Source organism: Arthrobacter sp. NPDC058192 (assembly GCF_042883665.1).
Taxonomy (GTDB): domain Bacteria; phylum Actinomycetota; class Actinomycetes; order Actinomycetales; family Micrococcaceae; genus Arthrobacter.
In genome coordinates this window covers 296,147-317,284 of sequence record NZ_JBHVVJ010000001.1, presented here as the reverse complement: position 1 = coordinate 317,284, position 21,138 = coordinate 296,147, and the positions used below count along the sequence as shown (strand labels likewise).

The following is a 21,138-nucleotide window of genomic DNA, read 5'->3' as shown; positions in this document are numbered from 1 at the left end:
CACGCTCCGGAAACCATTCCGAAACCTGCGCCGTGAATGCTGGGCACAAGGCGTTGAACCACGGGGGAAGGCAACAGTCATGAACGTTGAAGAGGCACGGCACATCCGCAGCTCCAGTGAACTGAACGTGGGGGACCAGATCGAGGCTTGGCATAACGGCAAGCTCTTCCACCGGGGCACGGTCACCCAGACGGTCGCGGCCATGGATCTGTTCTGGATCCTGGATTCCCGGACCGGAACGCGGCGCCTGATCGACGTCGAGGCCCTCGTCATCCTGCGGGCCGCGGAGCCGGGACCGGCCAGGGCGGCGACCCGGGCGCCCGCCCGCACGCCGTCCCAGCCGCCGCACATGCCGCTGTTTCAGGCCCCCAGCCTCTCGGGCTAGGAGTCGCGCCGCCGGGGCCGAAGGGGCGCCGAATCGGGCGGCGCCCCGGTAGATGGTAGAGTGGTCACACTTGATGTGCAGTGATGCCCACTTATATCCGGTCGAGCAGGTTCGGGCGGTCAGCTTTGTCTGGCCGGTTTCGGTCCCTCAGCCGGATGGCCTGCCGGAATCCTTCGGGAAACCGTTCGCAGGCAGTGGGTTATTTTCATGTGTGAGGCACATCCTGCGTCGATGAACGCGTTCCATTTGGTCCCGGCCGTTGCCTGCTGAGGTTTGGCAGCAGCCCGGTTGACCACCTGACTTTTCTTCGGCGAACCCCTGGGCCAACCGGCGCCGGGGGCCGATATCCGTACGGATGCCGCCTGAAAGACCTTTGAACTTTATGACTACTTTTGCTGCCCTCGGCACGCCCAAGGCCCTCGCTGACACCCTCACCGCGCAGGGAATTGTTGAGCCGTTCCCCATCCAGGTCAAGACCCTGCCGGACACCCTCGCCGGACGCGACGTCCTGGGCCGTGGCCGCACCGGCTCCGGCAAGACCATCGCCTTCGCCATCCCGCTGGTGGCCCGGCTCGCCGAGCGCGAGGCCGGCTACTTCCGCAAGCCCGGCCGTCCCATGGGCCTGGTCCTCGCCCCCACCCGCGAGCTTGCCACCCAGATCAACGCGACGATCGAACCGCTGGCCAAGGCCGCGGGCCTGACCACCACCGTCATCTACGGCGGCATCTCGCAGGCCCGTCAGGAAAAGGCCCTGCGCGCCGGCGTCGACATCGTCATCGCCTGCCCGGGCCGCCTGGAGGACCTGATCCGCCAGCGCATCCTGACCCTCGAAGCCGTCGAGATCACCGTCCTGGACGAGGCCGACCACATGGCCGACCTCGGCTTCCTGCCCGTGGTCAAGAAGCTCATGGACATGACCCCCAGCCAGGGCCAGCGGCTGCTCTTCTCCGCCACGTTGGACAACGGCGTGGACAAGATCGTCCAGCGCTACCTGTCCAACCCGCTGACCCACTCCGTGGACGATCCGCAGGCCGCGGTGACCACCATGGAACACCACGTGCTGGTGGTCAACGACCAGACCGTCAAGAAGCAGCTGATCGTCGAGCTCGCATCGGGCGCCGGCCGCCGGGTGCTCTTCATGCGCACCAAGCACCACGCCCGCAAGCTGGCCAAAACCCTCACCGACGCCGGCATCCCCGCCGTCGATCTGCACGGCAACCTTTCCCAGAACGCCCGCGACCGCAACCTGGCCGAGTTCTCCTCCGGCGACGTTCGCGTCCTGGTGGCCACCGACGTCGCGGCCCGCGGCGTCCACGTCGACGACGTCGAACTGGTCATCCACGTCGACCCGCCCACGGAGCACAAGGCGTACCTGCACCGCTCCGGCCGTACGGCCCGCGCCGGTTCCGACGGCACCGTGGTCACGCTGACCCTGCCCGAGCAGCAGTCCGACGTCAAGAAGCTCATGAAGGCGGCCGGCGTCGAGGTCAACTTCGAGCGCGTGACGGCCAATTCCCCGCTCGTGGCCGAGCTCGTCGGTGAAATGGCCGAGAAGATCGATCCGCGCACCCGTGCCGCACTGCTGGCCGCCAAGGCCGCACAGCACGGCGGCGGCACCTCGACCGGCGCGAATGCCGAACGCAAGCGCGCCCGCCGCCAGGCTTCGCCCACTGCCGGTGGCCGCGGCGGCCGGGGCGGACGCGGTCGCGTTTCCGCCGAGGCGCCGCGCACCGATCTGCCGCGCGCCGAGCGCCGAGCCGCCGCCTACGAGGGCAAGGCCGCTGCGCGCAACGCCGCAGACCGCCTCGCCGAGCAGAACCAGGACCGCGCAGACGCCGAGCGCGCCGAACGGCGGAATGCGCGCGGCCGCGGCCGCGCCACCGCCTACGCGCACCACAACGACGTCCCCGCCGCCGGCGGCCGTGCCGCGGCCGGCCGTGGGTCGGACGGTCGCGCCGCCGAGGGGCGTGCCGACGCCAGGGGCGCCTCTGCCCCCCGCACCGGCGCGGCACGGTCCGGCGCACCCCGCGCCGGGGCCTCGACCGGCGGCCAGCGCAACGGCCGTCCGGCCACGGGCCAGCGTGCGGCAGCGGGCGCCAAGTCCGGCGGCGGCAGGACCGGAGCCAATGCGCCGGTCTGGTCCTCCAACACCGGCGGCACCTCGGGCGGTTCCTACGCCGGCGGCGGTAACGGCCGCTCCGGCGACGGCCGCCCGGCCCGCAGCGGCCCCCGCCGCGCTTCCGCCCCGGCCTCGAACGAGCGCCGCGGCCGCTAAGGTTTCGGGTATTCGCTACTCAAAGTAGCTGGCGATACGCATAATGCCGGCCGCCACGGGGATCCCCGCAGCGGCCGGCATTATGCGCAGCGCAAATCACGAAGCGGAGCGAAAGCTACCAGCCCCGGGCGCGCCACTCGTCCAAGTGCGGGCGTTCGGCGCCCAGCGTGGTGGGCTTGCCGTGGCCCGGATGGACCACGGTGTCGTCCGGGTAAACGTCGAACAGCCGCTCGCTCACATCGGTGATCAGCCGGGCAAACCGTTCCGGATCCTTCTGGGTGTTGCCCACGCCGCCAGGAAACAGCGAGTCGCCGGAGAAGATGTGGGCCGGCCCGTCCGGGTCCTGGTACACCAGGGCCACCGAACCCGGCGTATGTCCGCGCAGATGCACCGCGGTCACGTCGAAGCCGTCGAAATTTCCGACGTCCCCGTGATCCAGGAGCACGTCGACCTTCACCGGCAGCTCGGCGGCGTCCTCGGTGCCCGCCGCCGTCTTGGCGCCGGTTGCCTCCACCAGTCCCGGCAGCGCACGGACGTGGTCCCAGTGCTGGTGGGTGGTGGCAATCAGCGACAGCTTCGGCGTCGCGGAGGTATCCGCCGCCGCGTCCGCGAGCAGCCCCTGGATGGCATCCAGATCATCGGCAGCATCGATGAGCAGCTGCGCGCCGGAGGCCTTGGCCGTGAGCAGGTACACGTTGTTGTCCATCTCGCTGACCGAAATCCTGCGGATGGTGATGTCACGGAGCGAGTGAATAAGTGAGTCCATGGGCTTCAGTCTAGGACCCGCTATTCCCGGCCCTGGGAGACCCAGTTGGGGTCTGCGGAACGGGAGCCGACGACGGCGTCCGCGGCGTCGTCGAGCGCCCCGAGTTGCGCAGGGGTCAGATTGAGCGTCAGGGCGCCGAGGTTCTCGTCGATCCGGTCCGCCTTGCGGGTGCCGGGGATGGGGACCACCGGCAGCCCGAGCCGGGCGCCCTGGACGAGGAGCCAGGCCAGCGCCACCTGGGCGGGTGTCGCCGGGTTCCCGGCGGTGGTGAGCTCGGCGGCAACGGCCCGCACGGCGGCCACGACGCCCTGGTTGGCCGCTGCGGCATTCTCGGCGAAGCGCGGAATGTTGCGGCGGAAGTCGTTGCTGCCCAGCGTCGAGACGTCCACGGTGCCGGTCAGGAACCCCCGGCCCAGCGGGGAATATGGCACGAAACCAACGCCCAGGCCGGCCGCGGCCGGAACAACGTTGCGTTCCACGTCCCGGCACCAGATGGACCACTCGCTCTGGACTGCGGCGATCGGATGGACGGTGCTGGCCTCACGCAGCTCCTCGGCCGTCACTTCGGACAGGCCCAGATGCCGCACCTTGCCGGCCTGCACCAGCTCCGCCATGGCCTCCACGGTTTCCACAATCGGAACGCGGAGGTCACGGCGGTGCAGGTAGTACAGGTCGATGGTGTCGGTGCCGAGCCGCTGGAGGCTGCGGTCCACCGCCTGTTTCACGTACGCAGCGTCGCCACGGATATCCGTGTAGCCCGCCGATGGGGTCCCCACGAGGCCGAACTTGGTGGCCAGCTGGACCTCGTCCCGCCGCTCCTTCAGTAGCCGCGCGATCAGCTCCTCGTTGCTGCCGCCGCCGTAGATGTCCGCCGTGTCCAAAAACGTCATGCCGGCGTCGACAGCGTGGTGCAGGGTCTTCAGGGCCTCAGCGGGGTCCACGTCCCCGTAGACCGGGGTCAGGGCCATACCGCCGAATCCCAGGGGGCTGACCGTGAGGCCATCGCCGAGCTGGACTGGTGCTGCATTCTTCGTTGAATTCATAGGGTCTCCATTCGTTGTATTTACCCCCAACCCCGGCCCGCACCGGTGTATTCCAGCGCTCCTCCCCGGTTGCTGCGGGTGGACTGGCCGCAGCCACGGCGTGTCGGGCGGGACTTCCCGTTTCGGCGCGGACTAACTGGGAGGGAGTGCCGGGGACGCCTCGGACTTCCCGGCCGGCAGCAGCTTCAGGCCCGCCGCGCAGCCGACAATCCCGGCGATGAACAGCAGCTTGAGCGGGCTGGCGGGTTCGACGCCGGTTGCTATCGCCCAGCCGACCGTCAGTGCTGCACCGATTCCCACCCAGACGGCGTAGGCGGTGCCGAGCGGGATGCGCTTCACGGCCAGGCCAAGGCCCACCATGCTGAGCGTGGCCGCCACCGCGAATACGAGCGTGGCCGATGGTTGGGTGAGCCCGTCGGACAGGCCCAGGGCTGTGGCCCAGACCGCCTCCAGCACGGCGGAAGCGAGCAGGATCAGCCAAGCGAGGGCCGCGGTTGGACGGGCTTCCCGCCGGTGGTTCGTTGCCATCCTCACGCCGCCAGCTTCAGGCCGACCACACTGGCAGCGATCCCGGCAAGCAGCAGCACCCTGGCCGCCGTCGGGCGTTCCACCCGGGTGATGATCGAGTACGCGGAGGTCAGTACAACGCCCACGCCAACCCAGACGGCGTAGGCGGTGCCGGCCGGGATGGACTGCATGGCGACGGCGAGGCCCCCGGTGCTGGCCAGGACTGAGACGAGGAAGACCAGGCCGGGAAGCAGCCGACGCCGGCCCCTAGCCTGCGCAGCGCGGTGCAGGGCGGCGGCCCAGACCGCCTCCAGCGCTCCGGAAAGGATGAGTATTAGCCACGCCATGACAGCTCCTGTGGCCAGTCTTGTCGCGTGCCGGGTACTGAACCGTCGTCCGGAGGCTCCGGGAAAGGGGCCTTGGAACCAAATTCTAGCGAGCTGCGGGTTGGAGCCTGCCTTAGAGCCCTGAGGTGTCGCTCCAGACGGTGAAGGTGCGTCCCACGGCGTAGTGCCGGCACGGCTCGTTCGGCGCGGTAAGGTCGCCGGCGTCGACGTCGGACGCGGCCGACACGACGGCCCGGCCGTCGGCGTTGACCAGGGTTGCGCGGGCGCCGATCCGCCGCAGGGCAGCCATGGCCCCGCGTTCGATCCGCTGAACCGTGACGTCGATGCCCACGATTCCCACCACTGGGCCGTCCGGGCGTGTGAAAACCGGGTGGGTGAAGGTCAGGACGTACTCGTCGGTGCAGAGGAAGTCCACATAGGGCCCGGTGACGTGCGCCTGTCCTGTCTCCACGGGGATCCGGAACCACTCGGCCTTCACGTAGCGGCTGATGGAGTTGGGGCTGAAGTTGGCCAGGGCGTCCACGGGCTCCAGGTCCGCCCCCTGCCACCAGGCGATGTAGCTGCGCTCGGGTCCGAGCAGGCCGCTGTTTGCGATGAAGCCTGCGCCAGCCGCGTAGCCGCCGGGCAGCTGCACCAGTTCCGCAACCACCGGCCGGATGAGCTTGTCCACGGCTGTTCCCGTGACCTTGCCGGACAGGGCGCCCAGGGCGGCCCCGGTCTCAGCGGCCCACATTGCCAGCCGGTGCTCGATTCCGGCGATGGTGGCGTGGAGGTCTGCGGCCGCGCGCCCGGCAGGATCGGGGTCGACCGGCGCTGCCAGGGGGCCGGCGGCGGAGGTGGTTTCGGACATGATTGCGGCCTTAGCTCGAAGGTACGGGGACGGTGCGGTCAGTGGTGCCGGTCAGTAGCGTTTGGCCTGCTCGGCCAGGAGCCAGTCAGTGGTGGCGGAGATGAGGGCTTTGACCCCCGTTTCAGCGGCCCGGGGCTCGTGCGCCTCAATGGCGGCCGCCACGTCCGCCAGGATCAGGGTGGTGCATGCGCGGTAGTCCGAGTCGGCACAGGGCAGCAGGGTGAGGGTGCCCAGATCGGCCTGCAGCCGGATCAGTTCCCGGGCGAGCCGGGCGGAGCGGGCAATGGCTGCGACTTCGAGCAGGAACTCGGACAGTGCCAAGCGCCAGCTCAGGGAGTCGTCGTCCGCGGCGGGGATGAACGAGCGCAGCGTGGCAATGTCAGCGGCGTCGGACCGCCGGGCGGCAACTCCCGCGCAGGCAGCGGCAATCGCTTCATAGTGCAGCGCCAGGTCCCGGATCTGCAGCCGGCTCAATTCGTGCAACTGCGCCAGGGCCCGTTCCCTGGAGGGCAGCACGTTATCGGCAATGAAGCTTCCGCCGCTGCGGCCGCGGGCTGTCCGGATGATTCCCGAGGCACGCAGCTGGGACAGCGCCTCCCGTGCCGTCACCGCGGACACTCCGAGCGCCGCGGCGAGCTCGGTCTCGTTGGGCAGCCGCTGCCCGCTGGTCAGCAACCCGGTCTCCACTGCCTGCTCGATCCGGCCGCACACCTCGTCCACGAGGCCACGGGATTTGATCGGGGTGAACACGGCCGCCAGGCTCCGGGAGGCGCCCTCAGGCGATAGCAACATCAGGGCCTCCCATCCCTCCGGCGGTATCCGGGCTGATGTCATCCTAAACCGGACTTTGCCGGAGGGTCTATACACAAAACCTATGAAGTAATAGCATTTTGGCCAGCAGCCCGATGTGGCGCGGCTCACATTCTGCTGCGCGGCTTTTTTGGTGCACCACACGGCAACGGAGTAAGGGGCAGCGCATGACCGAAACACTGGCCGCCGGCACCTCGACCGGAACGGAAGAGGTTCCGGCGATCCGCCTGCGCAAGCTCACGAAGGTTTTCGGGGACACTGTCGCGGTTAACGCCGTGGACCTGGATATCCGCCATGGGGAGTTCTTCTCCATGCTCGGCCCGTCCGGATCCGGCAAGACCACGGTCCTGCGGCTGATCGCCGGCTTTGAGCTGCCGACGTCCGGCAGCATCGAGCTCGAGGGCAGGGATGTCACGGCGATGGCGCCCTTCCAGCGGGACGTCAACACCGTCTTCCAGGACTACGCCTTGTTCCCACACATGTCCCTCGTGGACAACGTCGCCTACGGGCTGAGGGTGCGGGGCATGCCCGGGAACCAACGCCGGGAACGGGCCCGGGAGGCCTTGGATCGCGTGCAGCTGGGGAAGTTTGTCGGACGCAAGCCCGCCCAGCTCTCCGGCGGCCAGCGGCAGCGGGTTGCCTTGGCCCGGGCGCTGGTCGTGGAGCCGAAGGTCCTGCTGCTCGACGAGCCGCTCGGTGCCCTGGACCTGAAGCTCCGCCAGCAGATGCAGGTCGAACTCAAGGAACTGCAGCGCTCGCTGGGCATCACCTTCATCTTCGTCACCCACGACCAGGAGGAGGCACTGACCATGAGCGACAGGATCGGCGTCTTCAACAACGGCAGCATCGAACAGATCGGCACCGCGCACGAAATCTACGAGCGCCCCGGCGGCACCTTCGTGGCTAATTTCGTCGGTACCTCCAACATTTTCGACGCCGGCCAGGCCGCTGCAGTCTACGGCCGGGCGGAACCCCTTTGCATCCGTCCCGAGCGGCTGCGCGTTGCCTGGACCGGCGACCCGGAGCACCGTTCGGGCACCAGCTCCTGGCCGGGAACAGTGGCGTCGTTCGTGTATGTCGGGCACGCCACCCAGGTGCGCGTGCAGCTCGACGGCGGGCCCGCCGTCGTCGCCCTCGTGCCGGAAAAGCTTCCCGGCAGCGACGCCGAACTGGTGGACCGGGCCGTCACCGTCAGCTGGGACGACGACGCCGTCGTGTGGCTTCCGGACCACGGCTCCTGACTCCCGCATCTTTTCACCCCACACCGAAAGGCAAGGATTATGGCACCAAGAACAAAGGCGTTCCGCGTGGCCGGGGCGGTCGCCGCGGCGGCGCTGGCGCTGTCCGGCTGTGGAACCAGCGGCGGACCGGGTTCGTCACCGTCGGCGCAGGCGACCAAGACCGAGATCGGCGCAGGTGAAGGCCAGCTCTCCATCCTTGGCTGGCCGGGGTATGTCGAGGACGGTAGCAACGACCCGGCGGTCGACTGGGTGCATCCGTTCGAAAAGGAGACCGGGTGCAAGGTCAGCTTCAAACCGTTCGGCACCTCGGACGAAGCCGTGACCCTCATGCGCACCGGCCAGTACGACGTCATTTCCGCCTCCGGGGACGCGTCGCTGCGCCTGATCGCCGGCCATGATGTGCAGCCGGTCAATATGAGCCTGCTGAAGAACTATCCGGACATCTATCCGTTCCTGAAGGACAAAGCCTGGAACACCGTCAACGGCGTTAACTACGGGATGCCCCACGGCTGGGGCGCCAACCTGCTGATGTACTCCACGGACAAGGTCACCCCGGCGCCCGCCTCCTGGAGCGCGGTGTTTGACGACGCCGCCAAGCACACCGGCAAGGTCACGGCCTACGATTCGCCCATCTACATCGCCGATGCCGCCATGTACCTCATGGCCCATAAGCCGGAGCTGGGCATCAAGAACCCTTATGCCCTCGATAAGGACCAGCTGGCCGCCGCCGTTGACCTGCTCAAGCAGCAGCGCACGCATATCGGCGAGTACTGGAGCGACGTGGTCAAGGAGGTCCAGGCCTTTACGTCCGGGAGCACCGTGGTTGGCACCACCTGGCAGGTGGGGGCCAACATCGCGACGGGCGAGGGCGCCAAGGTTGCAACACTTCTCCCCGAAGAGGGTGCCACCGGCTGGTCGGATACCTGGATGATCGGGTCCAAGACCAAGAATCCGAACTGCGCCTACAAGTGGCTCGACTACATCGCCAGCCCCAAGGCAAACGCCCAGGTGGCGGAGTACTTTGGTGAATCCCCGGCCAACGCCAAATCCTGCGAGCTGACCAAGGATCCCAAACACTGCGAGACGTACCACTCCGGTGATACGGCCTACGCCGAAAAGATCTGGTACTGGACCACCCCGGTGGCCGAGTGCCTCGATGGCCGCAAGGACGTCAAGTGCACCGACTATTCGGAATGGACCAAGGCCTGGACGGAAATCAAGGGCTGATGACGGCTGTACCCCGCGCGAAAGCCAACACCTTCTCGGCCCTGCTTCACCGCTCACCCCGGCTGAGGCTTGCTGCGCTGCTCACCGCGCCGGCGGGCTGGCTGGTGCTGGTCTATATCGCCGCGCTGGCGGCACTGCTGGTCACCGCTTTCTGGACGGTGGACACCTTTACCGGCCAGGTGTCCACGGTCTGGACCACCGAGAACATCGTCACGGTCCTGACCGATCCGGTGTATCAGCGGATCACCCTGCGGACCGTGTGGATTGCTGTCGCGGTCACCGTGATCGACATGATCCTTGCCCTGCCCATCGCGTTCTTCATCGCGAAGGTGGCCGATGCCCGGTGGGAGAAACTGCTTGTCGTGGCCGTGCTGATGCCGCTGTGGGCCAGCTACCTGGTGAAGGCCTACGCCTGGCGGAATGTCCTGGCCGAGGGCGGACTGCTGGAGTGGCTGGGAGCTCCGATCGGTTTGTCCTCGCCGGGCTACGGCGAGACAGCCGTCATCCTGACCCTGTCCTACATCTGGCTGCCGTACATGATCCTGCCGATCTACGCGGGCTTTGACCGGGTTCCCGATTCCCTGCTGGAAGCCTCCGGGGACCTGGGCGCGAAGCCGCTGACCACCATGCGTCTTGTCATGCTTCCGCTGCTGGTCCCCTCCATCATCGCCGGCACCATCTTCACGTTCTCCCTGTCCCTGGGCGACTACATCACCGCCCAGATCGTCGGCGGGACCACCCAGATGCTGGGCACTGTGGTCTACGCGAACGTCGGTGCCGCGAACAACCTGCCCTTTGCCGCAGCGGTATCGCTGGTGCCGATCGCGATCATCATGTTCTACCTCTTCATCGTCCGCCGCACCGGCGCCCTGAATAACCTCTAGTGCGAGGAGCGTCATGAGACTTTCCCGAGGCGCCAAGGCGGTCCTGGGCGCCATTACCGCGCTGGTGCTGTTGTTCATCTACACGCCGCTGCTGCTGGTGGTAGTGAACTCGTTCAACGCGGACCGGACTTTCGGCTGGCCGCCGAAGGGTTTCACGCTGGAGTGGTGGGGGAAGGCCTTTGATTCTCCCGGTGTCCGGGAGGCCATCATCTCCTCCCTCTGGGTGGCGGTGGTGTCGACCACCATCTCGCTGCTGCTGGGGACGCTGCTGGCGCTGTCACTGCAGCGCTACGACTTTTTCGGCCGCGACGCCATCAACCTGCTGGTGATCCTGCCGATCGCGCTGCCCGGGGTGGTCACGGGGATTGCGCTGAACAACATGTTCACCACCATCATGGGCGTCCCGCTGAGCCTGTGGACGGTGGTGATCGCCCACGCGACGTTCTGCATGGTGACCGTGTTCAACAATGCCATCGCGCGGCTCCGGCGAATGAGCGGCGGCCTTGAGGAAGCCTCCGCCGACCTTGGCGCCGGCGTCTTCACCACCTTCAACCTCGTGACCTTCCCGCAGTTGCGCTCCGCCCTGCTGGCCGGCGGCCTGCTGGCCTTCGCGCTGAGCTTCGACGAGATCATCGTCACCACGTTCACCATCGGGGCCGGGGAGACCACGCTGCCGATCTGGATCCTGCAGAACCTGTTCCGCCCGAACCAGGCACCCGTGGTCAACGTCGTGGCCGTCGTGCTGATCGTGGTCTCGATCGTGCCCATTTGGCTCGCGCAGCGGCTCTCGGGGGACTCGGTCCGCGTCAGCCAGGCCCGCGTGAAGGCGGACCGGCGCTAGAGGGTGCCCGGCTCCGCCGGGTCGATGGAGACGACCGCCAGGAAGCCGCGGCCGAGGATTTCCGGCGTCGCCCGGTCAGCGCCGACGACGGCGTCATAACGGTTCAGTTCGACCGGTCCCGGCGCTCCGCCGTCGGCGCCCGGCTCGGCGGCCACTCCGCCGTCGGCGGCCGGCTCGGCGGCCACTCCGCCGTCGGCGGCCGGACCCCCTTCAGTGCCGGGGCTGACTGTCGCCTGGCCCTGCAGCAGGATGCCGAACTGGCCTGCAAACACCGGGTGGGCGCGCTTCTTGGACAGCTCGACAATGGAGGTGTAGCCCTTAAACAAGCCGTTGCGGGTGATGACGTTCAAGTCCCGGATGTCGCCGGTGGGCAATGCTCCGGCCGAGTCCGCGTCACCGGAGAACCGGAACGGGCGGTACTTCTCGAGCGGGTGCTCGGAGCCGTCCACGCTCAGAAGCAACAAGTCGCCGTCGATCACGGTCAGCACGCGGTCCATCCCGGCGAAGGCCGAGAACGCCCCTGCCTTGGTCACCTCGGCTATGCTGACCCGCCAGTCCCACTCAGTGTCGTCCGTGCCGTTCTGCGCGGACGGGGTGCGGGGATGGCGTGCCAGTTCACGGGTCGCCCCGCCGCCGTTGCGCCAGGGTTGTGCTTTGAGCTCGGCATAGCGGATGATCTCCATGCCCTCAGCCTATCGGCCTGCCGGCCGCCGTTCGGGCCGCCATCCGGGCGCTGACGCAAAGTCGGCGGCGGCGGCCCGGCCTTGCTAACGTCAGAGGGAGGAAGCGTCCCGAAGGAGCCCGAATGTTTGTCAAAGTCTGCGGTCTCAGCACCCCGGAGTCGATCCGTTCCGCCGCCGAGGCCGGCGCGGACGCGGTCGGCTTCGTCCTGACCCGCAGCGCGCGGGAGGTCATGCCGGACCAGGTCAGGGGGCTGCTCTCCCACGTCCCGCCGGGGCTGGCCGCGGTGGGAGTGTTCCGGCACGAACCGGCCGCCGACGCCGTCAAGCGTGCCCGGGAGGCGGGCCTGACCTGGATTCAGCTCCACGGGGACCGCTCACCGGCTGACGTCCGGGCGGTGCACGACGCCGGAATGAAGCTGATCCGGGCCGTCACCATGGGCGCCGACCCGGAGGCCTTCGACCACTGGGGTGAGGAACTGCTCTTGATCGACGCCGCCGTCCCCGGCTCCGGTGAAGCCTGGGACTACGGCTCCGTCCGGGCCAAGGCGCTCGCCGGCAGGAAGTGGCTCCTTGCCGGCGGCCTGGAGCCCGCCAATGTGGCACGGGCCGCTGCGGAGGCCCGGGCGTGGGGCGTGGACGTCTCCTCCGGCGTCGAGTCGGCGCGCGGCGTCAAGGACCTCGCCAAAATCACGGACTTCGTCCTCGCCGCCAAGTCAGCGGAATGAGTCCAGGCGCGGCGCACGGACGAAGGCCAGGGGTCGCAGAACCAAAATGGCAATAAGGGCGGCAGGGGAGACTTCCCCTGCCGCCCTTCGCCCTTATGAGCGTTTGATGATGACGTTGTCGATGTATTCGTCGCCCTTTTGCCGGTTGTGCTCGGCGCCGAGCTGAACTTTGCTCAGACTGCTGCCGAGCATGTTGACGCTTGTGCTGCTGTATTTCTGCACGCCGTCGAACCACACCTGGATTGTTGATGAACTGCCGTTGGCTGTCACGCGCATGGACACGTGGTGCCAGGCACTCAACGTGATGCTTGAGGAGATCAGCTTCGTGTAGACGAAGGCGCCGCTCGGCGAGGTCACCCGGAGCCACAGCTGTCCGTTGCTGTTGTAGCGGTAGATGTCGGCGACGCGGGTGGAACCGGAGAAGAACCGGAAATACGGCACGTCATTGCCGGAAACACCGGCCACGGTGATGTTGAACCAGCCGTCTGCGTACGAGGTCTTGGTTCCCGAGGCGAACGCCGGGGAGGAAAGGTTTGCCAGCGAACCGGAATCCGTGGTCACATGCAGCTTGGCTGAATGAGTCCCGGTGCTGGCCCGTGAACTGGACATTGTTGCCGTTCCCGTTCCGGAGACCTGCGGGGTGAGTTCGCAGAAACCGCCCTTTTCGAAACCAGTGGCGACTACGGCGGTGCCTGGAAAGGAGTTCGATGGGCGGGTACCGCAGTCTAGGACCGCGGCGGTAGCTGCCGGGGCGGATCCGAAGACAAGGGAACCGGCTACGAGCAGTCCGAGCGTCCCCACCGTGCTGAGTGCTTTGAGTCTTTTCATTGAAGAAACTTTCCGTGCATGGTTCGACTTGTTCAAGAGGGCTCGTGCCGCGGCACGGAGCGTGCTGGCGTCCATCACACCAGGTGCGCCAGCTGTACCAGCTGTACGACCGCCGAGATGCCGACTACTGCCAGCAGGGCTGCAGTGATGGCCACCAAGGCCCGGGGGAGAGTCTTGTCCGGCTGCAAAGTGCGCAACACATCGCAGCTCACGAGCGCTGATACGGTGGCCAGGCCAACCAGGAAGACGATCATTTCGCACGCACCAGGACATGCTTTGGCTTCTTGAGGTCAAGGGCCAGGAACGCGAGTGTGATGACCGACAGGATGCAGACGCTGACCGGAGGCGACCAGAGCCGTGCGTAGATCATCGCCGTCGCTACGAGGGTGGACATCGCGAGGCTGAAGGCAACTGCAATGGCGATGCTGAGGGGGAGCGCGCCAGTGGCCTGCGCCGAGTGCGGGCGGCTGAAGTGGAGGAGCCGGACCAGTGCTGTTCCAGGACCGGCCAGCATCAACAGGCCCACTACCGCCAGGCGCAGGCCTTCGGGCCCGGCGAACGAGAGCGGTATAGCGGCTAGGGCGACGGCCGCCGTCGCATAGCTTACATAGCTGCGTTCAGTTGCCATTGCTGACTCCTTCGATGTGGAAAATCACGCCGCCGGCGTTTTCAAATACCTTCGTCCAGCCCGGGCTGGTGGCGCATGCGGCGGTGAATCGTTGTAGGTCGTTCGCGGGAGTCGAGCCACGAAGTTCGGCCGCCTCCAGCTGGCTTTCGGTGATGATGAGGTACGCGCCCGCCCTGTGGGCGATCTGGTTGGCCGTGTCGCAGCTGAGCGGCGCGGCGCCGGGAAGGGGCTCGGCAGCGACGAGCGTCCGATAGTCATAATCCGCGTAGTGCTGGAATCTCCACGGTGTGTTGTGAACAGCCTCGATGAGGATGGCGCCGGCAGGCGCAGTCGAATAGAGATGGTTGACGACGGTGATCTCGTCGTCGTTGAAGCTCTCCATGCCGTCATTTCCGTAGCGGGAGACGACCGTCCCCGTGGCTAGCACCGCACCCATCAGCAGCAGGCCAAGGGACCGCCGCAAGCTCAGCCCGGCGGTCTTGTCTGACGTCAGGGGCAGCACCACCAGGCAAACGGCAAACGGCAGGCTGAACAGGTACAGGCGCAGAAGCAGTTCCCCGCCGTACGACTGGAGGGGAATCAGTAGCAGCGGAGCCAGTGCACCGGCCGCGGCCGCGAGCCATGGGGTCTTCCGCCGGTAGCCCGCCCAGGCGCCGACGGCGGCGAGCATCCAGACCAGCGCAACTTCGGCGATGCGGGTATAGACGACGAACATATGGTCATCGCTGCCCGAGACCCTGGTGTTCAGGGCACCAAAACTGTTGGCTCCGATGTCACCGAGCGAGCCCAGCAGCTGTCCGAAGTGCCCCTGCAGGAAGGTCGACGCAGCGAAGAGCAGCCACCCCACGGGCAGGACTACGGCCAGTACCGGCAGGAAGCGCAGCCGGAGACGGCCGGTCAGCAGCATCGCCGCCAGGATTGGGATCAAGGCGAAGGGGCTCAGCTGGTGTGACGCTGTCATGGTCACCAGGATCAGCCCGCAGACCACAACCAGCACTGCTGCATCCGCGCGGGGCGGCTCCAAGACGCCTTGGCGGGGAACAGCCCCGTCGAGCCTGCTGACGATCCTGGCAAGCCACCGGGAGATCCGGCTGCGCTCCGTGGGCCACGCCCATCCGCCAAAGACGCTCAGCAGGCAGGCAACCAGGGTCAGCAGGAGGACGAATGAATAGGCCTGTGGCGCCAGATAGTCCTGTCCGATCCAGCTGGCCAGATAGAACATCCAGACAGCAGCCCAGGCGTGGCGCGGATTTGCCGTCAGTCTCCGTGCCAGGGCCAGCAGCGGTGCCAGCATGAGAATGTTGATTCCCACCGGCGCCCACGTCGCGATGCCCATGAGGTCCCTGGCCCCGGTCGCTCCGGAGAGCATTCCCAGCAGGTCGAAGAACCCGGGCCAGTTGAAGTACGCGTCCACGGTCGGATCCAACTGGCCTGTCTGGGCGATGTTGTCGGCAATGCCCAGGTGACGGAAGCTCGCTTCAAGCCGGGGGAGGCCGTGGATGACGGGATCAGCACCATTGAGGACAACCATCGTTACCAGAAGCTGCCAGGTCAGGAGGGCGGGAACGAGACGGCGGAGGCCCAACGAGGCTACGAATCCCGCCAGGCTGAGCGCGAGGGCAACGAAATAGGCCGGCGGAAGGACGCCAATAAGTCCGGCCCCGCCGATCCGGAGGGGGTCTACTTGCGTCATGCTCCAGACGCCGAGGACGAGGGCGATCGCGGCCGCGGCCGCGAGGGCAGCAACGTGCCACCAGGGTGTCAGGCCGAGGTTGCGGTGGGTGGGCGGCTTGGCGCGGCCGTCCGGTACCCGCGCGGTGTGTTCGGGGAGGCTTGTTGCCGTTTCGTGTGTCATGATTTCTCGATTCAGGTCGGCTGGTGGCGCGCCGCTGAAGGAATCTCGCCTTCGGTGGGGGCGGGTTTCATTCGGGTCAGGATGACCAGACGCCGAGCGGCGATCGACGCGGCCGTGGCCTGGGCAACGGCCCAGAGCACGGAGACGCCGGTGAGGCCGTATTGCTGGGCCACGGCGGCGGCGGGCGCCACGACCAGGATGGCTGCCAGGATGGCGACTACCGTGGATTCGAAAAGCCGCCCTCGGGCCCGGCACAATCCGTAGTAAACCTGCGTCACGCAGCTCAGGAGCAGCGCCGGGACGAGTACGGGAAGAAGGACCCACGCGGACGCATACTGCGATCCGAGGAAGCCCAGGAGCGCGGGCCCTGCAAACATCAGGATCAGCCCGGCGCCAAGAGTCAACAAGAGGCTGGCCCGGAGCGCGGACGAGACCAGGCCCGGCCGCGCCCGGGTTTCCGCGAGGGCTGTTTGCAGGGTAAACCCGGCGGACTGCGGCACGAAGAACACTGCTGACGCCATCATCCACACCACGTACCAGGCGGCAGTGGAGGAGGGGCCGAGGGCGGCGGCAACGATGAGCGGCAGCAGGTAGCCGGGCGCGCGGTCGGCGAGCATGAGGGCATGGTTGGGAAGCCCAGGCTTTAGGAGGCCCAGGGCCGGCCGGAGACGGAGGCCGTGGCGCCAGTCGGGGGATACCTGGGCCCGACTAAGCTGGCGCAGGCCCACGAGGACGCTGGCCAGCGCCCCGGCCGCGACGGCGGCCACAATCACCGCCAGGTCCCGGCTTCCGACCGCAAATGCCGCGGCCAGGAATGCGAGCTGCACGAGGCTTTGCGCCACGCTCCTGGCCAAAGTGCGGTCGGCGCGTTCCTGCGCCACGCCCACATGATCGAGTTGGTAGGCACTGGCGGCCAAGAGCGCCGTGGCAAGGAACAGGACGGTGACCAGGGGGTCGTTCCAGGCCTCGCCCACCCCTGTGCCGAGCAAGCCCGTGATGAGGACCAGCAGGCCCGCGCCGAGCAGGGAGAACGTGGCCACGGTAAGCAGGCTAGTGGCCATCAGTCGGCGGCCGCCGTCGGCTTCGGCGGGAAGAAGCGTCAGCGTGGCGGGCCCGACGCCGAGCATCCCCAGCTGCACGGTCAGGAGCGCGGCAGCAACCACCGCCGAACCGAGACCTATTTGCTCCGGCGGGAGCACGAGGGCAGCGAGCGCCCAGAACAGGAAACCTGTCACCATGGGCGCGATCCTGGCCGCGGCCAGCCAGGCTGCGTTACCGCCGACCGATATGGGCTTGTGGGCAGGCCGCAAGAGTTCGCCGAACATCGCCCGGTAGTTGTAAAGGAAAAAGCCCACCCAATACGGCAGGAAGCGGGGTGCCCGGAGTAGGGACATGCCCATCCCCCGCACGGTGGCCAGCAGGGGCAGCGCGGCCATCCAGCCGGCGCGGCCCGGATGCTTGCGGACGGTTCTGGCCGATCCGGCCCCGTCCTGGAGCCACTGGTCGCGGGCGTAGTCAAACGTGTCCTTGAACCGGTGCCTGACGACCACCGAGTCGGAGACTCCGAGCCGGTACCCCGCCTGCTCCAGACGGATTCTCAACTCCACATCTTCTCCGGAGCGGAAGTCGTCGTCGAAGCCGACAGCGAGGAGCACGTCGCGGCGCATGAGTGTGGCGCTGACGCCGAACCAGTGGCGTACCCGGCTGTGGTTGTGGTGCCAGGCCAATGCAGCACCCCAGTACCCGGGGCCGTCGGCTTCACTGGCCAGCCCGAACTGCAGGCCGTCATAGCCGCCGGACTCGAATTCGGCCAGCAGTCCCCGGAGGCTTTCCGGCGGAAGGACGACGTCGGCGTCGATCAGGGCGACGACCTCACCGGAGGCATTTCGGGCGCCGAGCATCCGTGCCGCCGGCAGGCCGCGGCCCTCGTCGGAGACGACGGTCGCTCCGCATTCGCGGGCGATGGCAGCGCTGTCATCCGTCGAACAGCCGTCGACAACGATCATTTCGTGCGGGTGCTGATCGCGGATGGACTCGAGGCATTCGCCCAGCCAGGCCGCGGCATTGCGTGCAGGAACGACAACCGACACGTTCAGATCGTTCACTTGGGCTCGCCTCACTCATCCAGTTTTGAGCGGACCAGGTTTGCGATGAAGTCAGAGGCCTGGTCCGCGGACCAGGCGGCGGGCAGCCGCAGCAGCCAGCAGGGAACGTCCTCCAGGGCCCGGCGCACCACCGCTGATTTTTGGCCGAAGTGGTCTTCCAAGGGAACAAGGCTGGTGGCGCCGAGGGCCTCGACAAGCCGCCGCGAGACCATGGGCAGTTCCGAATGGAAATTGCCGACGATCCGGGACGTCATCCACTCCGCGCTGCGTGCTTCCAGGCGCGCGTCCGCGCCGTCAAAGCGCTCGAGGAAAATGGCCAGCTGGGTCGGCGCCGCGGACGAGATCCGCTGCGCCCCGAAGACGTGTTCCGGCTGCACCATGCGGTGCTCGGGGGACCAGCGCCGGGTGAAGGCGGCCGTCCTCGGATAGCGGACAATGACCGGATGGACGGCCGTGGCCAGATGCGCCACGGGAGTTGTCAGCCACCCGGGGGCCAGCGGTTTGCGGGCGCCGTGGAACATGTCCGGGTAGATGGCGCGGTGGTGGGGCTTGATGAACATCGGTTTGGCGTAGCCCATGAGCATCCCGCCGGCGCCCATGAAGGCCCAGTCGTCGGCCATGAACCGCACGTCGCCCATGGCGACGAGCTTGGCCACCGTGCTCGTTTTCCCGACGCCGCCCCAGGCCGGCAGGAGAACGCCGGAGCCGCGGAAGTCCACCACCGCGGCATGGATCATCGCCGTGTCCTCCTGGACGCACAAGCGGTCCAGCATCGGGATCACCGAGGTCAGGAGCTCACCGGGGCCTTCGATCCGGTACCCGTCCGGCGTCTCGATAATCTGGACGCGGTCCGTCGGGATGTAGAGCGAGTCCCCCGTGAAACGGTAGGCATCTTCCGCATGCGACTGGCTGGAAATCAGCGATATCCTGCCGCTGATGGTTATCCTCCGTGGCGCGCGGGAACGCCCCAGGAACGGGGCGAGCATATCCCGCAGCTGCGGCTCGCCGGGCGTGCCGGCCTCCACCTCGATCCCCACGATCCCGTGTACGTCGAAGGAGGCTCCGGCAGATGCACTAATCGGCTGTTTCACGTCGCGTTCAGACTGGCTCATCATCCAAGCTTTCTGGGTTTGGGTATCCGCGGTCAGGTGGTTCCGGGTGCAGAAGCTGTGTCGGGCGGCGCGCGGTGGCTGCGGCGCGGGCCCGGCTCACTGGACCTCCCTCCAGGGCTCTTCCGCCGAGGCCGGGTCCGGTTTCTGCGGCACGGGCGCGGCAGGCAAGCGGCGGCCGCGGACATAGCCAGTCGCGGTGGCCGCGAGCACAGCGATGATGGTTGCGGCCCGGCCGAGTCCGGCCCGGTCCTGACCGCCAACCCAGCCGCGGATTCCGGCAAACACCGCCCGGGGCAGGACCTGCCGGACGTAGCGCCGTTCGGGGCCCAGCGCCCGCTTGTGCCCGACCACCCGGCTGACCTGCGCCTTGGAAATTCCTTCGGCCCACGAGCGGGCAAGCATGTAGCGCAACGTGCCCCGCTCAGCCGAAACGTTGTGTTGCACCAGGGCCGCCGGCTCGTAGACCACCCGGGATCCGGGCGCTCCGATGACGGCGCGGATGCACAGTTCGGTCTCCTCGCAGCCGAGCGGGACCGCATCCTGGCGTCCGAGCGAGGTGTTGAAACCGCCGACACGGTCCAGCACATCGGCACGGAAGGACATGTTCGCGCCAATGACGTTGCGGACCTCAGTGGCGACCTTGGGCATCCCCCGGTACGTGCAGCCCACAATCCAGTCGAGCTCTTTGGCGAAATAACCGGGCCTCCCCGCTTCCCACAGCGGTTCCACAAGGCCGCCCACCGCCAGAACGTCGGGATCGTCGTACAGGACCGCGAGCCGCTCGAGCCAGTCGGGCGCGGCCTCGGCGTCGTCGTCCAGAAACGCCACAATCTCGGCCTTGGCGACGGCGGTTCCGGTGTTCCGGGCGCCGGAGAGGCCCTTGGGGCCGGCGTTCTCAACGATTACCGCGTCCGGCACGGTGAAGATCAGCCGCTTGTACAGGTCCACGTTGTAGTCGACGACGACGATCGTCTGCTTGGGCGGAACGGTCTGGGTACGGACCGAATCCAAGGCGCCCATCAGCATGTCCCACCGGTCCTCCGAGTAGGAGCAAATGACCACCGACACCGCCGGCAGGCTGGAGTGCTCTGACATCTTATTCACCTGCCCTTACGCCTAGGACGCTGCTGGGATCGGTCGGAACGTGGGGGAACACGGCGTTGGGGTACTTGTACTTGACTCTTCGCAGCGCCTCGGGACGGGCTCCCGCGGTTGGGGCCTCCCAGCTCAGGCGTTCGCGGGCAAGCGTGCGCAGGACCCGCCAGCCGTCCCGGAAGGTGTGCAGGTTTGACTGGCCGGAGATGCGGGACAGTTCGTGGCTGGGAACCTCGGCGATCCGCAGGCCCGCCCTGGAGGCCCGCACGATCAGTTCCGTTTCGATCTCGAAGCCGTCAGACTCCAGTTCCAGGATGTCAACGCATTCGCGGCGGAGGGCGATGTAGCCGTAGCAAAGGTCGGAATAGTCGCTGTGGAGGACGGCATTGGCAAGCCCGGTGAGCATCCTGTTTCCCCCGCTGCGGAGCCAGGTGAGATCGTCCGAGCCGCCGCCAGTCACGTAGCGGGAGCCTTTGACGAAGTCGTATTCGTGCTGGAGCGGAGTCACCAGCCAGCCGATCTCCTGCGGGTCCATGCTGCCGTCGCCGTCCAGCATGACGATGATGTCGCCGGAGGCCGCGGCAAAGCCGGCCCGCACTGCGTTTCCTTTGCCGGGGCGGGGTTCTGCCACGACCACGACGTCGAGGCGCAAGGCCCGGGCGACATCGACTGTCGCGTCCAGGGAGCGGCCATCGACGATTACCACCTCATCGACATATGAGGGCATGCGCCGCAGTACCCACGGCAGGTTCATTGCCTCGTTCAAGGTGGGAATCACCACGCTGACGGAGGGATTTGCCGGCGGAGGCGTCGTTTGGGGGCGCGCGTTCGGCTTGAGATTAGGGATGGACACTGGCCTCACCACTCAATGACGTATTCTGCTCGCCGAAACTACAGCGCTCCCCGGTCCCTCCAGCCGGAAACTCGACCA

Annotated in this window: 22 protein-coding genes and 1 riboswitch; of the genes, 7 read left to right on the top strand and 15 right to left on the bottom strand. The window is 67.4% G+C overall.

Annotation, left to right across the window (positions count from 1 at the left end):
* Positions 1-79 precede the first annotated feature (79 nt).
* Positions 80-385 (top strand): hypothetical protein, encoded by a 306-nt coding sequence (locus ACFVVK_RS01525; protein WP_390262427.1) that lies wholly within the window; start codon positions 80-82, stop codon positions 383-385.
* A 382-nt stretch (positions 386-767) separates the two neighbouring features.
* Positions 768-2,660: a DEAD/DEAH box helicase gene (locus ACFVVK_RS01520; protein ID WP_390262424.1), complete on the top strand. Its 1,893-nt coding sequence runs from the start codon at positions 768-770 to the stop codon at positions 2,658-2,660.
* A 115-nt stretch (positions 2,661-2,775) separates the two neighbouring features.
* On the opposite strand, the gene ACFVVK_RS01515 is transcribed toward ACFVVK_RS01520, so the two are convergent.
* The 6 genes from ACFVVK_RS01515 to ACFVVK_RS01490 form a co-directional block, all read right to left on the bottom strand.
* Positions 2,776-3,426, bottom strand: coding sequence for an MBL fold metallo-hydrolase (locus ACFVVK_RS01515; RefSeq protein ID WP_390262422.1), 651 nt, complete (start codon positions 3,424-3,426; stop codon positions 2,776-2,778).
* Between the two features lie 20 nt (positions 3,427-3,446).
* Positions 3,447-4,469, bottom strand: coding sequence for an aldo/keto reductase (locus ACFVVK_RS01510; RefSeq protein ID WP_390262419.1), 1,023 nt, complete (start codon positions 4,467-4,469; stop codon positions 3,447-3,449).
* A gap of 132 nt (positions 4,470-4,601) precedes the next feature.
* The gene (locus ACFVVK_RS01505) at positions 4,602-4,997 is read right to left on the bottom strand and encodes a DMT family transporter (protein ID WP_390262779.1); all 396 of its coding nucleotides are present in this window, start codon (positions 4,995-4,997) and stop codon (positions 4,602-4,604) included.
* A gap of 2 nt (positions 4,998-4,999) precedes the next feature.
* The gene (locus ACFVVK_RS01500) at positions 5,000-5,323 is read right to left on the bottom strand and encodes a DMT family transporter (RefSeq protein ID WP_390262416.1); all 324 of its coding nucleotides are present in this window, start codon (positions 5,321-5,323) and stop codon (positions 5,000-5,002) included.
* A gap of 9 nt (positions 5,324-5,332) precedes the next feature.
* Positions 5,333-5,399, bottom strand: a riboswitch (guanidine-III (ykkC-III) riboswitch).
* Positions 5,400-5,435: 36 nt separating this feature from the next.
* A complete protein-coding gene (locus tag ACFVVK_RS01495) occupies positions 5,436-6,173 on the bottom strand; it encodes a cache domain-containing protein (protein ID WP_390262413.1) in 738 nt (245 codons plus the stop codon).
* Between the two features lie 51 nt (positions 6,174-6,224).
* Entirely contained in the window at positions 6,225-6,965 is a 741-nt protein-coding gene (locus tag ACFVVK_RS01490) for a FadR/GntR family transcriptional regulator (RefSeq protein WP_390262410.1), read from the bottom strand.
* 185 nt (positions 6,966-7,150) lie between these two features.
* Between ACFVVK_RS01490 and ACFVVK_RS01485 the strand changes: the two genes are divergently transcribed.
* From ACFVVK_RS01485 to ACFVVK_RS01470, 4 genes are read left to right on the top strand one after another with little or no spacing between them, the layout of a single operon-like run.
* Positions 7,151-8,224: an ABC transporter ATP-binding protein gene (locus tag ACFVVK_RS01485; RefSeq protein ID WP_390262407.1), complete on the top strand. Its 1,074-nt coding sequence runs from the start codon at positions 7,151-7,153 to the stop codon at positions 8,222-8,224.
* A 39-nt stretch (positions 8,225-8,263) separates the two neighbouring features.
* Positions 8,264-9,451: an ABC transporter substrate-binding protein gene (locus tag ACFVVK_RS01480; RefSeq protein ID WP_390262404.1), complete on the top strand. Its 1,188-nt coding sequence runs from the start codon at positions 8,264-8,266 to the stop codon at positions 9,449-9,451.
* Positions 9,451-10,335, top strand: coding sequence for an ABC transporter permease (locus tag ACFVVK_RS01475; RefSeq protein WP_390262401.1), 885 nt, complete (start codon positions 9,451-9,453; stop codon positions 10,333-10,335). The genes ACFVVK_RS01480 and ACFVVK_RS01475 overlap by 1 nt, the downstream gene beginning before the upstream one ends.
* A 13-nt stretch (positions 10,336-10,348) precedes the next feature.
* Positions 10,349-11,176 (top strand): ABC transporter permease, encoded by an 828-nt coding sequence (locus tag ACFVVK_RS01470; RefSeq protein WP_390262399.1) that lies wholly within the window; start codon positions 10,349-10,351, stop codon positions 11,174-11,176.
* Here the strand turns inward: ACFVVK_RS01470 and ACFVVK_RS01465 are convergent.
* Positions 11,173-11,859 (bottom strand): HutD family protein, encoded by a 687-nt coding sequence (locus tag ACFVVK_RS01465; protein ID WP_390262396.1) that lies wholly within the window; start codon positions 11,857-11,859, stop codon positions 11,173-11,175. The two genes, ACFVVK_RS01470 and ACFVVK_RS01465, sit on opposite strands and share 4 nt — an antisense overlap.
* 122 nt (positions 11,860-11,981) lie before the next feature.
* Here ACFVVK_RS01465 and ACFVVK_RS01460 point away from each other — a divergent pair, with 122 nt between their 5' ends.
* Positions 11,982-12,584 carry a phosphoribosylanthranilate isomerase gene (locus tag ACFVVK_RS01460; RefSeq protein WP_390262394.1) on the top strand — a complete coding sequence of 201 codons (603 nt, stop codon included), beginning with the start codon at positions 11,982-11,984 and terminating at the stop codon, positions 12,582-12,584.
* Positions 12,585-12,677: 93 nt separating this feature from the next.
* On the opposite strand, the gene ACFVVK_RS01455 is transcribed toward ACFVVK_RS01460, so the two are convergent.
* The 8 genes from ACFVVK_RS01455 to ACFVVK_RS01420 form a co-directional block, all read right to left on the bottom strand.
* Positions 12,678-13,412 carry a hypothetical protein gene (locus tag ACFVVK_RS01455; protein ID WP_390262392.1) on the bottom strand — a complete coding sequence of 245 codons (735 nt, stop codon included), beginning with the start codon at positions 13,410-13,412 and terminating at the stop codon, positions 12,678-12,680.
* 74 nt (positions 13,413-13,486) lie between these two features.
* Complete coding sequence (locus ACFVVK_RS01450) at positions 13,487-13,666, bottom strand: hypothetical protein (RefSeq protein ID WP_390262389.1); 180 nt, start codon at positions 13,664-13,666, stop codon at positions 13,487-13,489.
* The gene (locus ACFVVK_RS01445; RefSeq protein WP_390262386.1) at positions 13,663-14,040 is read right to left on the bottom strand and encodes a hypothetical protein; all 378 of its coding nucleotides are present in this window, start codon (positions 14,038-14,040) and stop codon (positions 13,663-13,665) included. The genes ACFVVK_RS01450 and ACFVVK_RS01445 overlap by 4 nt, the downstream gene beginning before the upstream one ends.
* The gene (locus tag ACFVVK_RS01440; protein ID WP_390262383.1) at positions 14,030-15,895 is read right to left on the bottom strand and encodes a hypothetical protein; all 1,866 of its coding nucleotides are present in this window, start codon (positions 15,893-15,895) and stop codon (positions 14,030-14,032) included. The genes ACFVVK_RS01445 and ACFVVK_RS01440 overlap by 11 nt, the downstream gene beginning before the upstream one ends.
* Before the next feature lie 11 nt (positions 15,896-15,906).
* The gene (locus tag ACFVVK_RS01435; protein ID WP_390262380.1) at positions 15,907-18,000 is read right to left on the bottom strand and encodes a glycosyltransferase; all 2,094 of its coding nucleotides are present in this window, start codon (positions 17,998-18,000) and stop codon (positions 15,907-15,909) included.
* Between the two features lie 11 nt (positions 18,001-18,011).
* On the bottom strand, positions 18,012-19,112 hold the full coding sequence (locus ACFVVK_RS01430) for a hypothetical protein (RefSeq protein ID WP_390262377.1): 1,101 nt from the start codon (positions 19,110-19,112) through the stop codon (positions 18,012-18,014).
* Between the two features lie 96 nt (positions 19,113-19,208).
* Positions 19,209-20,207, bottom strand: coding sequence for a glycosyltransferase family 2 protein (locus ACFVVK_RS01425; protein ID WP_390262374.1), 999 nt, complete (start codon positions 20,205-20,207; stop codon positions 19,209-19,211).
* Position 20,208: 1 nt separating this feature from the next.
* The gene (locus ACFVVK_RS01420; RefSeq protein WP_390262372.1) at positions 20,209-21,060 is read right to left on the bottom strand and encodes a glycosyltransferase family 2 protein; all 852 of its coding nucleotides are present in this window, start codon (positions 21,058-21,060) and stop codon (positions 20,209-20,211) included.
* Between the last annotated feature and the right edge of the window lie 78 nt (positions 21,061-21,138).

Bases quoted from the DNA above. Each gene is read 5' to 3' on its own strand.
- ACFVVK_RS01525 (WP_390262427.1), top strand. From the start codon at position 80: ATGAACGTTGAAGAGGCACGGCACATCCGCAGCTCCAGTGAACTGAAC.
- ACFVVK_RS01520 (WP_390262424.1), top strand. From the start codon at position 768: ATGACTACTTTTGCTGCCCTCGGCACGCCCAAGGCCCTCGCTGACACC.
- ACFVVK_RS01515 (WP_390262422.1), bottom strand. From the start codon at position 3,426: ATGGACTCACTTATTCACTCGCTCCGTGACATCACCATCCGCAGGATT.
- ACFVVK_RS01510 (WP_390262419.1), bottom strand. From the start codon at position 4,469: ATGAATTCAACGAAGAATGCAGCACCAGTCCAGCTCGGCGATGGCCTC.
- ACFVVK_RS01505 (WP_390262779.1), bottom strand. From the start codon at position 4,997: ATGGCAACGAACCACCGGCGGGAAGCCCGTCCAACCGCGGCCCTCGCT.
- ACFVVK_RS01500 (WP_390262416.1), bottom strand. From the start codon at position 5,323: ATGGCGTGGCTAATACTCATCCTTTCCGGAGCGCTGGAGGCGGTCTGG.
- ACFVVK_RS01495 (WP_390262413.1), bottom strand. From the start codon at position 6,173: ATGTCCGAAACCACCTCCGCCGCCGGCCCCCTGGCAGCGCCGGTCGAC.
- ACFVVK_RS01490 (WP_390262410.1), bottom strand. From the start codon at position 6,965: ATGTTGCTATCGCCTGAGGGCGCCTCCCGGAGCCTGGCGGCCGTGTTC.
- ACFVVK_RS01485 (WP_390262407.1), top strand. From the start codon at position 7,151: ATGACCGAAACACTGGCCGCCGGCACCTCGACCGGAACGGAAGAGGTT.
- ACFVVK_RS01480 (WP_390262404.1), top strand. From the start codon at position 8,264: ATGGCACCAAGAACAAAGGCGTTCCGCGTGGCCGGGGCGGTCGCCGCG.
- ACFVVK_RS01475 (WP_390262401.1), top strand. From the start codon at position 9,451: ATGACGGCTGTACCCCGCGCGAAAGCCAACACCTTCTCGGCCCTGCTT.
- ACFVVK_RS01470 (WP_390262399.1), top strand. From the start codon at position 10,349: ATGAGACTTTCCCGAGGCGCCAAGGCGGTCCTGGGCGCCATTACCGCG.
- ACFVVK_RS01465 (WP_390262396.1), bottom strand. From the start codon at position 11,859: ATGGAGATCATCCGCTATGCCGAGCTCAAAGCACAACCCTGGCGCAAC.
- ACFVVK_RS01460 (WP_390262394.1), top strand. From the start codon at position 11,982: ATGTTTGTCAAAGTCTGCGGTCTCAGCACCCCGGAGTCGATCCGTTCC.
- ACFVVK_RS01455 (WP_390262392.1), bottom strand. From the start codon at position 13,412: ATGAAAAGACTCAAAGCACTCAGCACGGTGGGGACGCTCGGACTGCTC.
- ACFVVK_RS01450 (WP_390262389.1), bottom strand. From the start codon at position 13,666: ATGATCGTCTTCCTGGTTGGCCTGGCCACCGTATCAGCGCTCGTGAGC.
- ACFVVK_RS01445 (WP_390262386.1), bottom strand. From the start codon at position 14,040: ATGGCAACTGAACGCAGCTATGTAAGCTATGCGACGGCGGCCGTCGCC.
- ACFVVK_RS01440 (WP_390262383.1), bottom strand. From the start codon at position 15,895: ATGACACACGAAACGGCAACAAGCCTCCCCGAACACACCGCGCGGGTA.
- ACFVVK_RS01430 (WP_390262377.1), bottom strand. From the start codon at position 19,112: ATGAGCCAGTCTGAACGCGACGTGAAACAGCCGATTAGTGCATCTGCC.
- ACFVVK_RS01425 (WP_390262374.1), bottom strand. From the start codon at position 20,207: ATGTCAGAGCACTCCAGCCTGCCGGCGGTGTCGGTGGTCATTTGCTCC.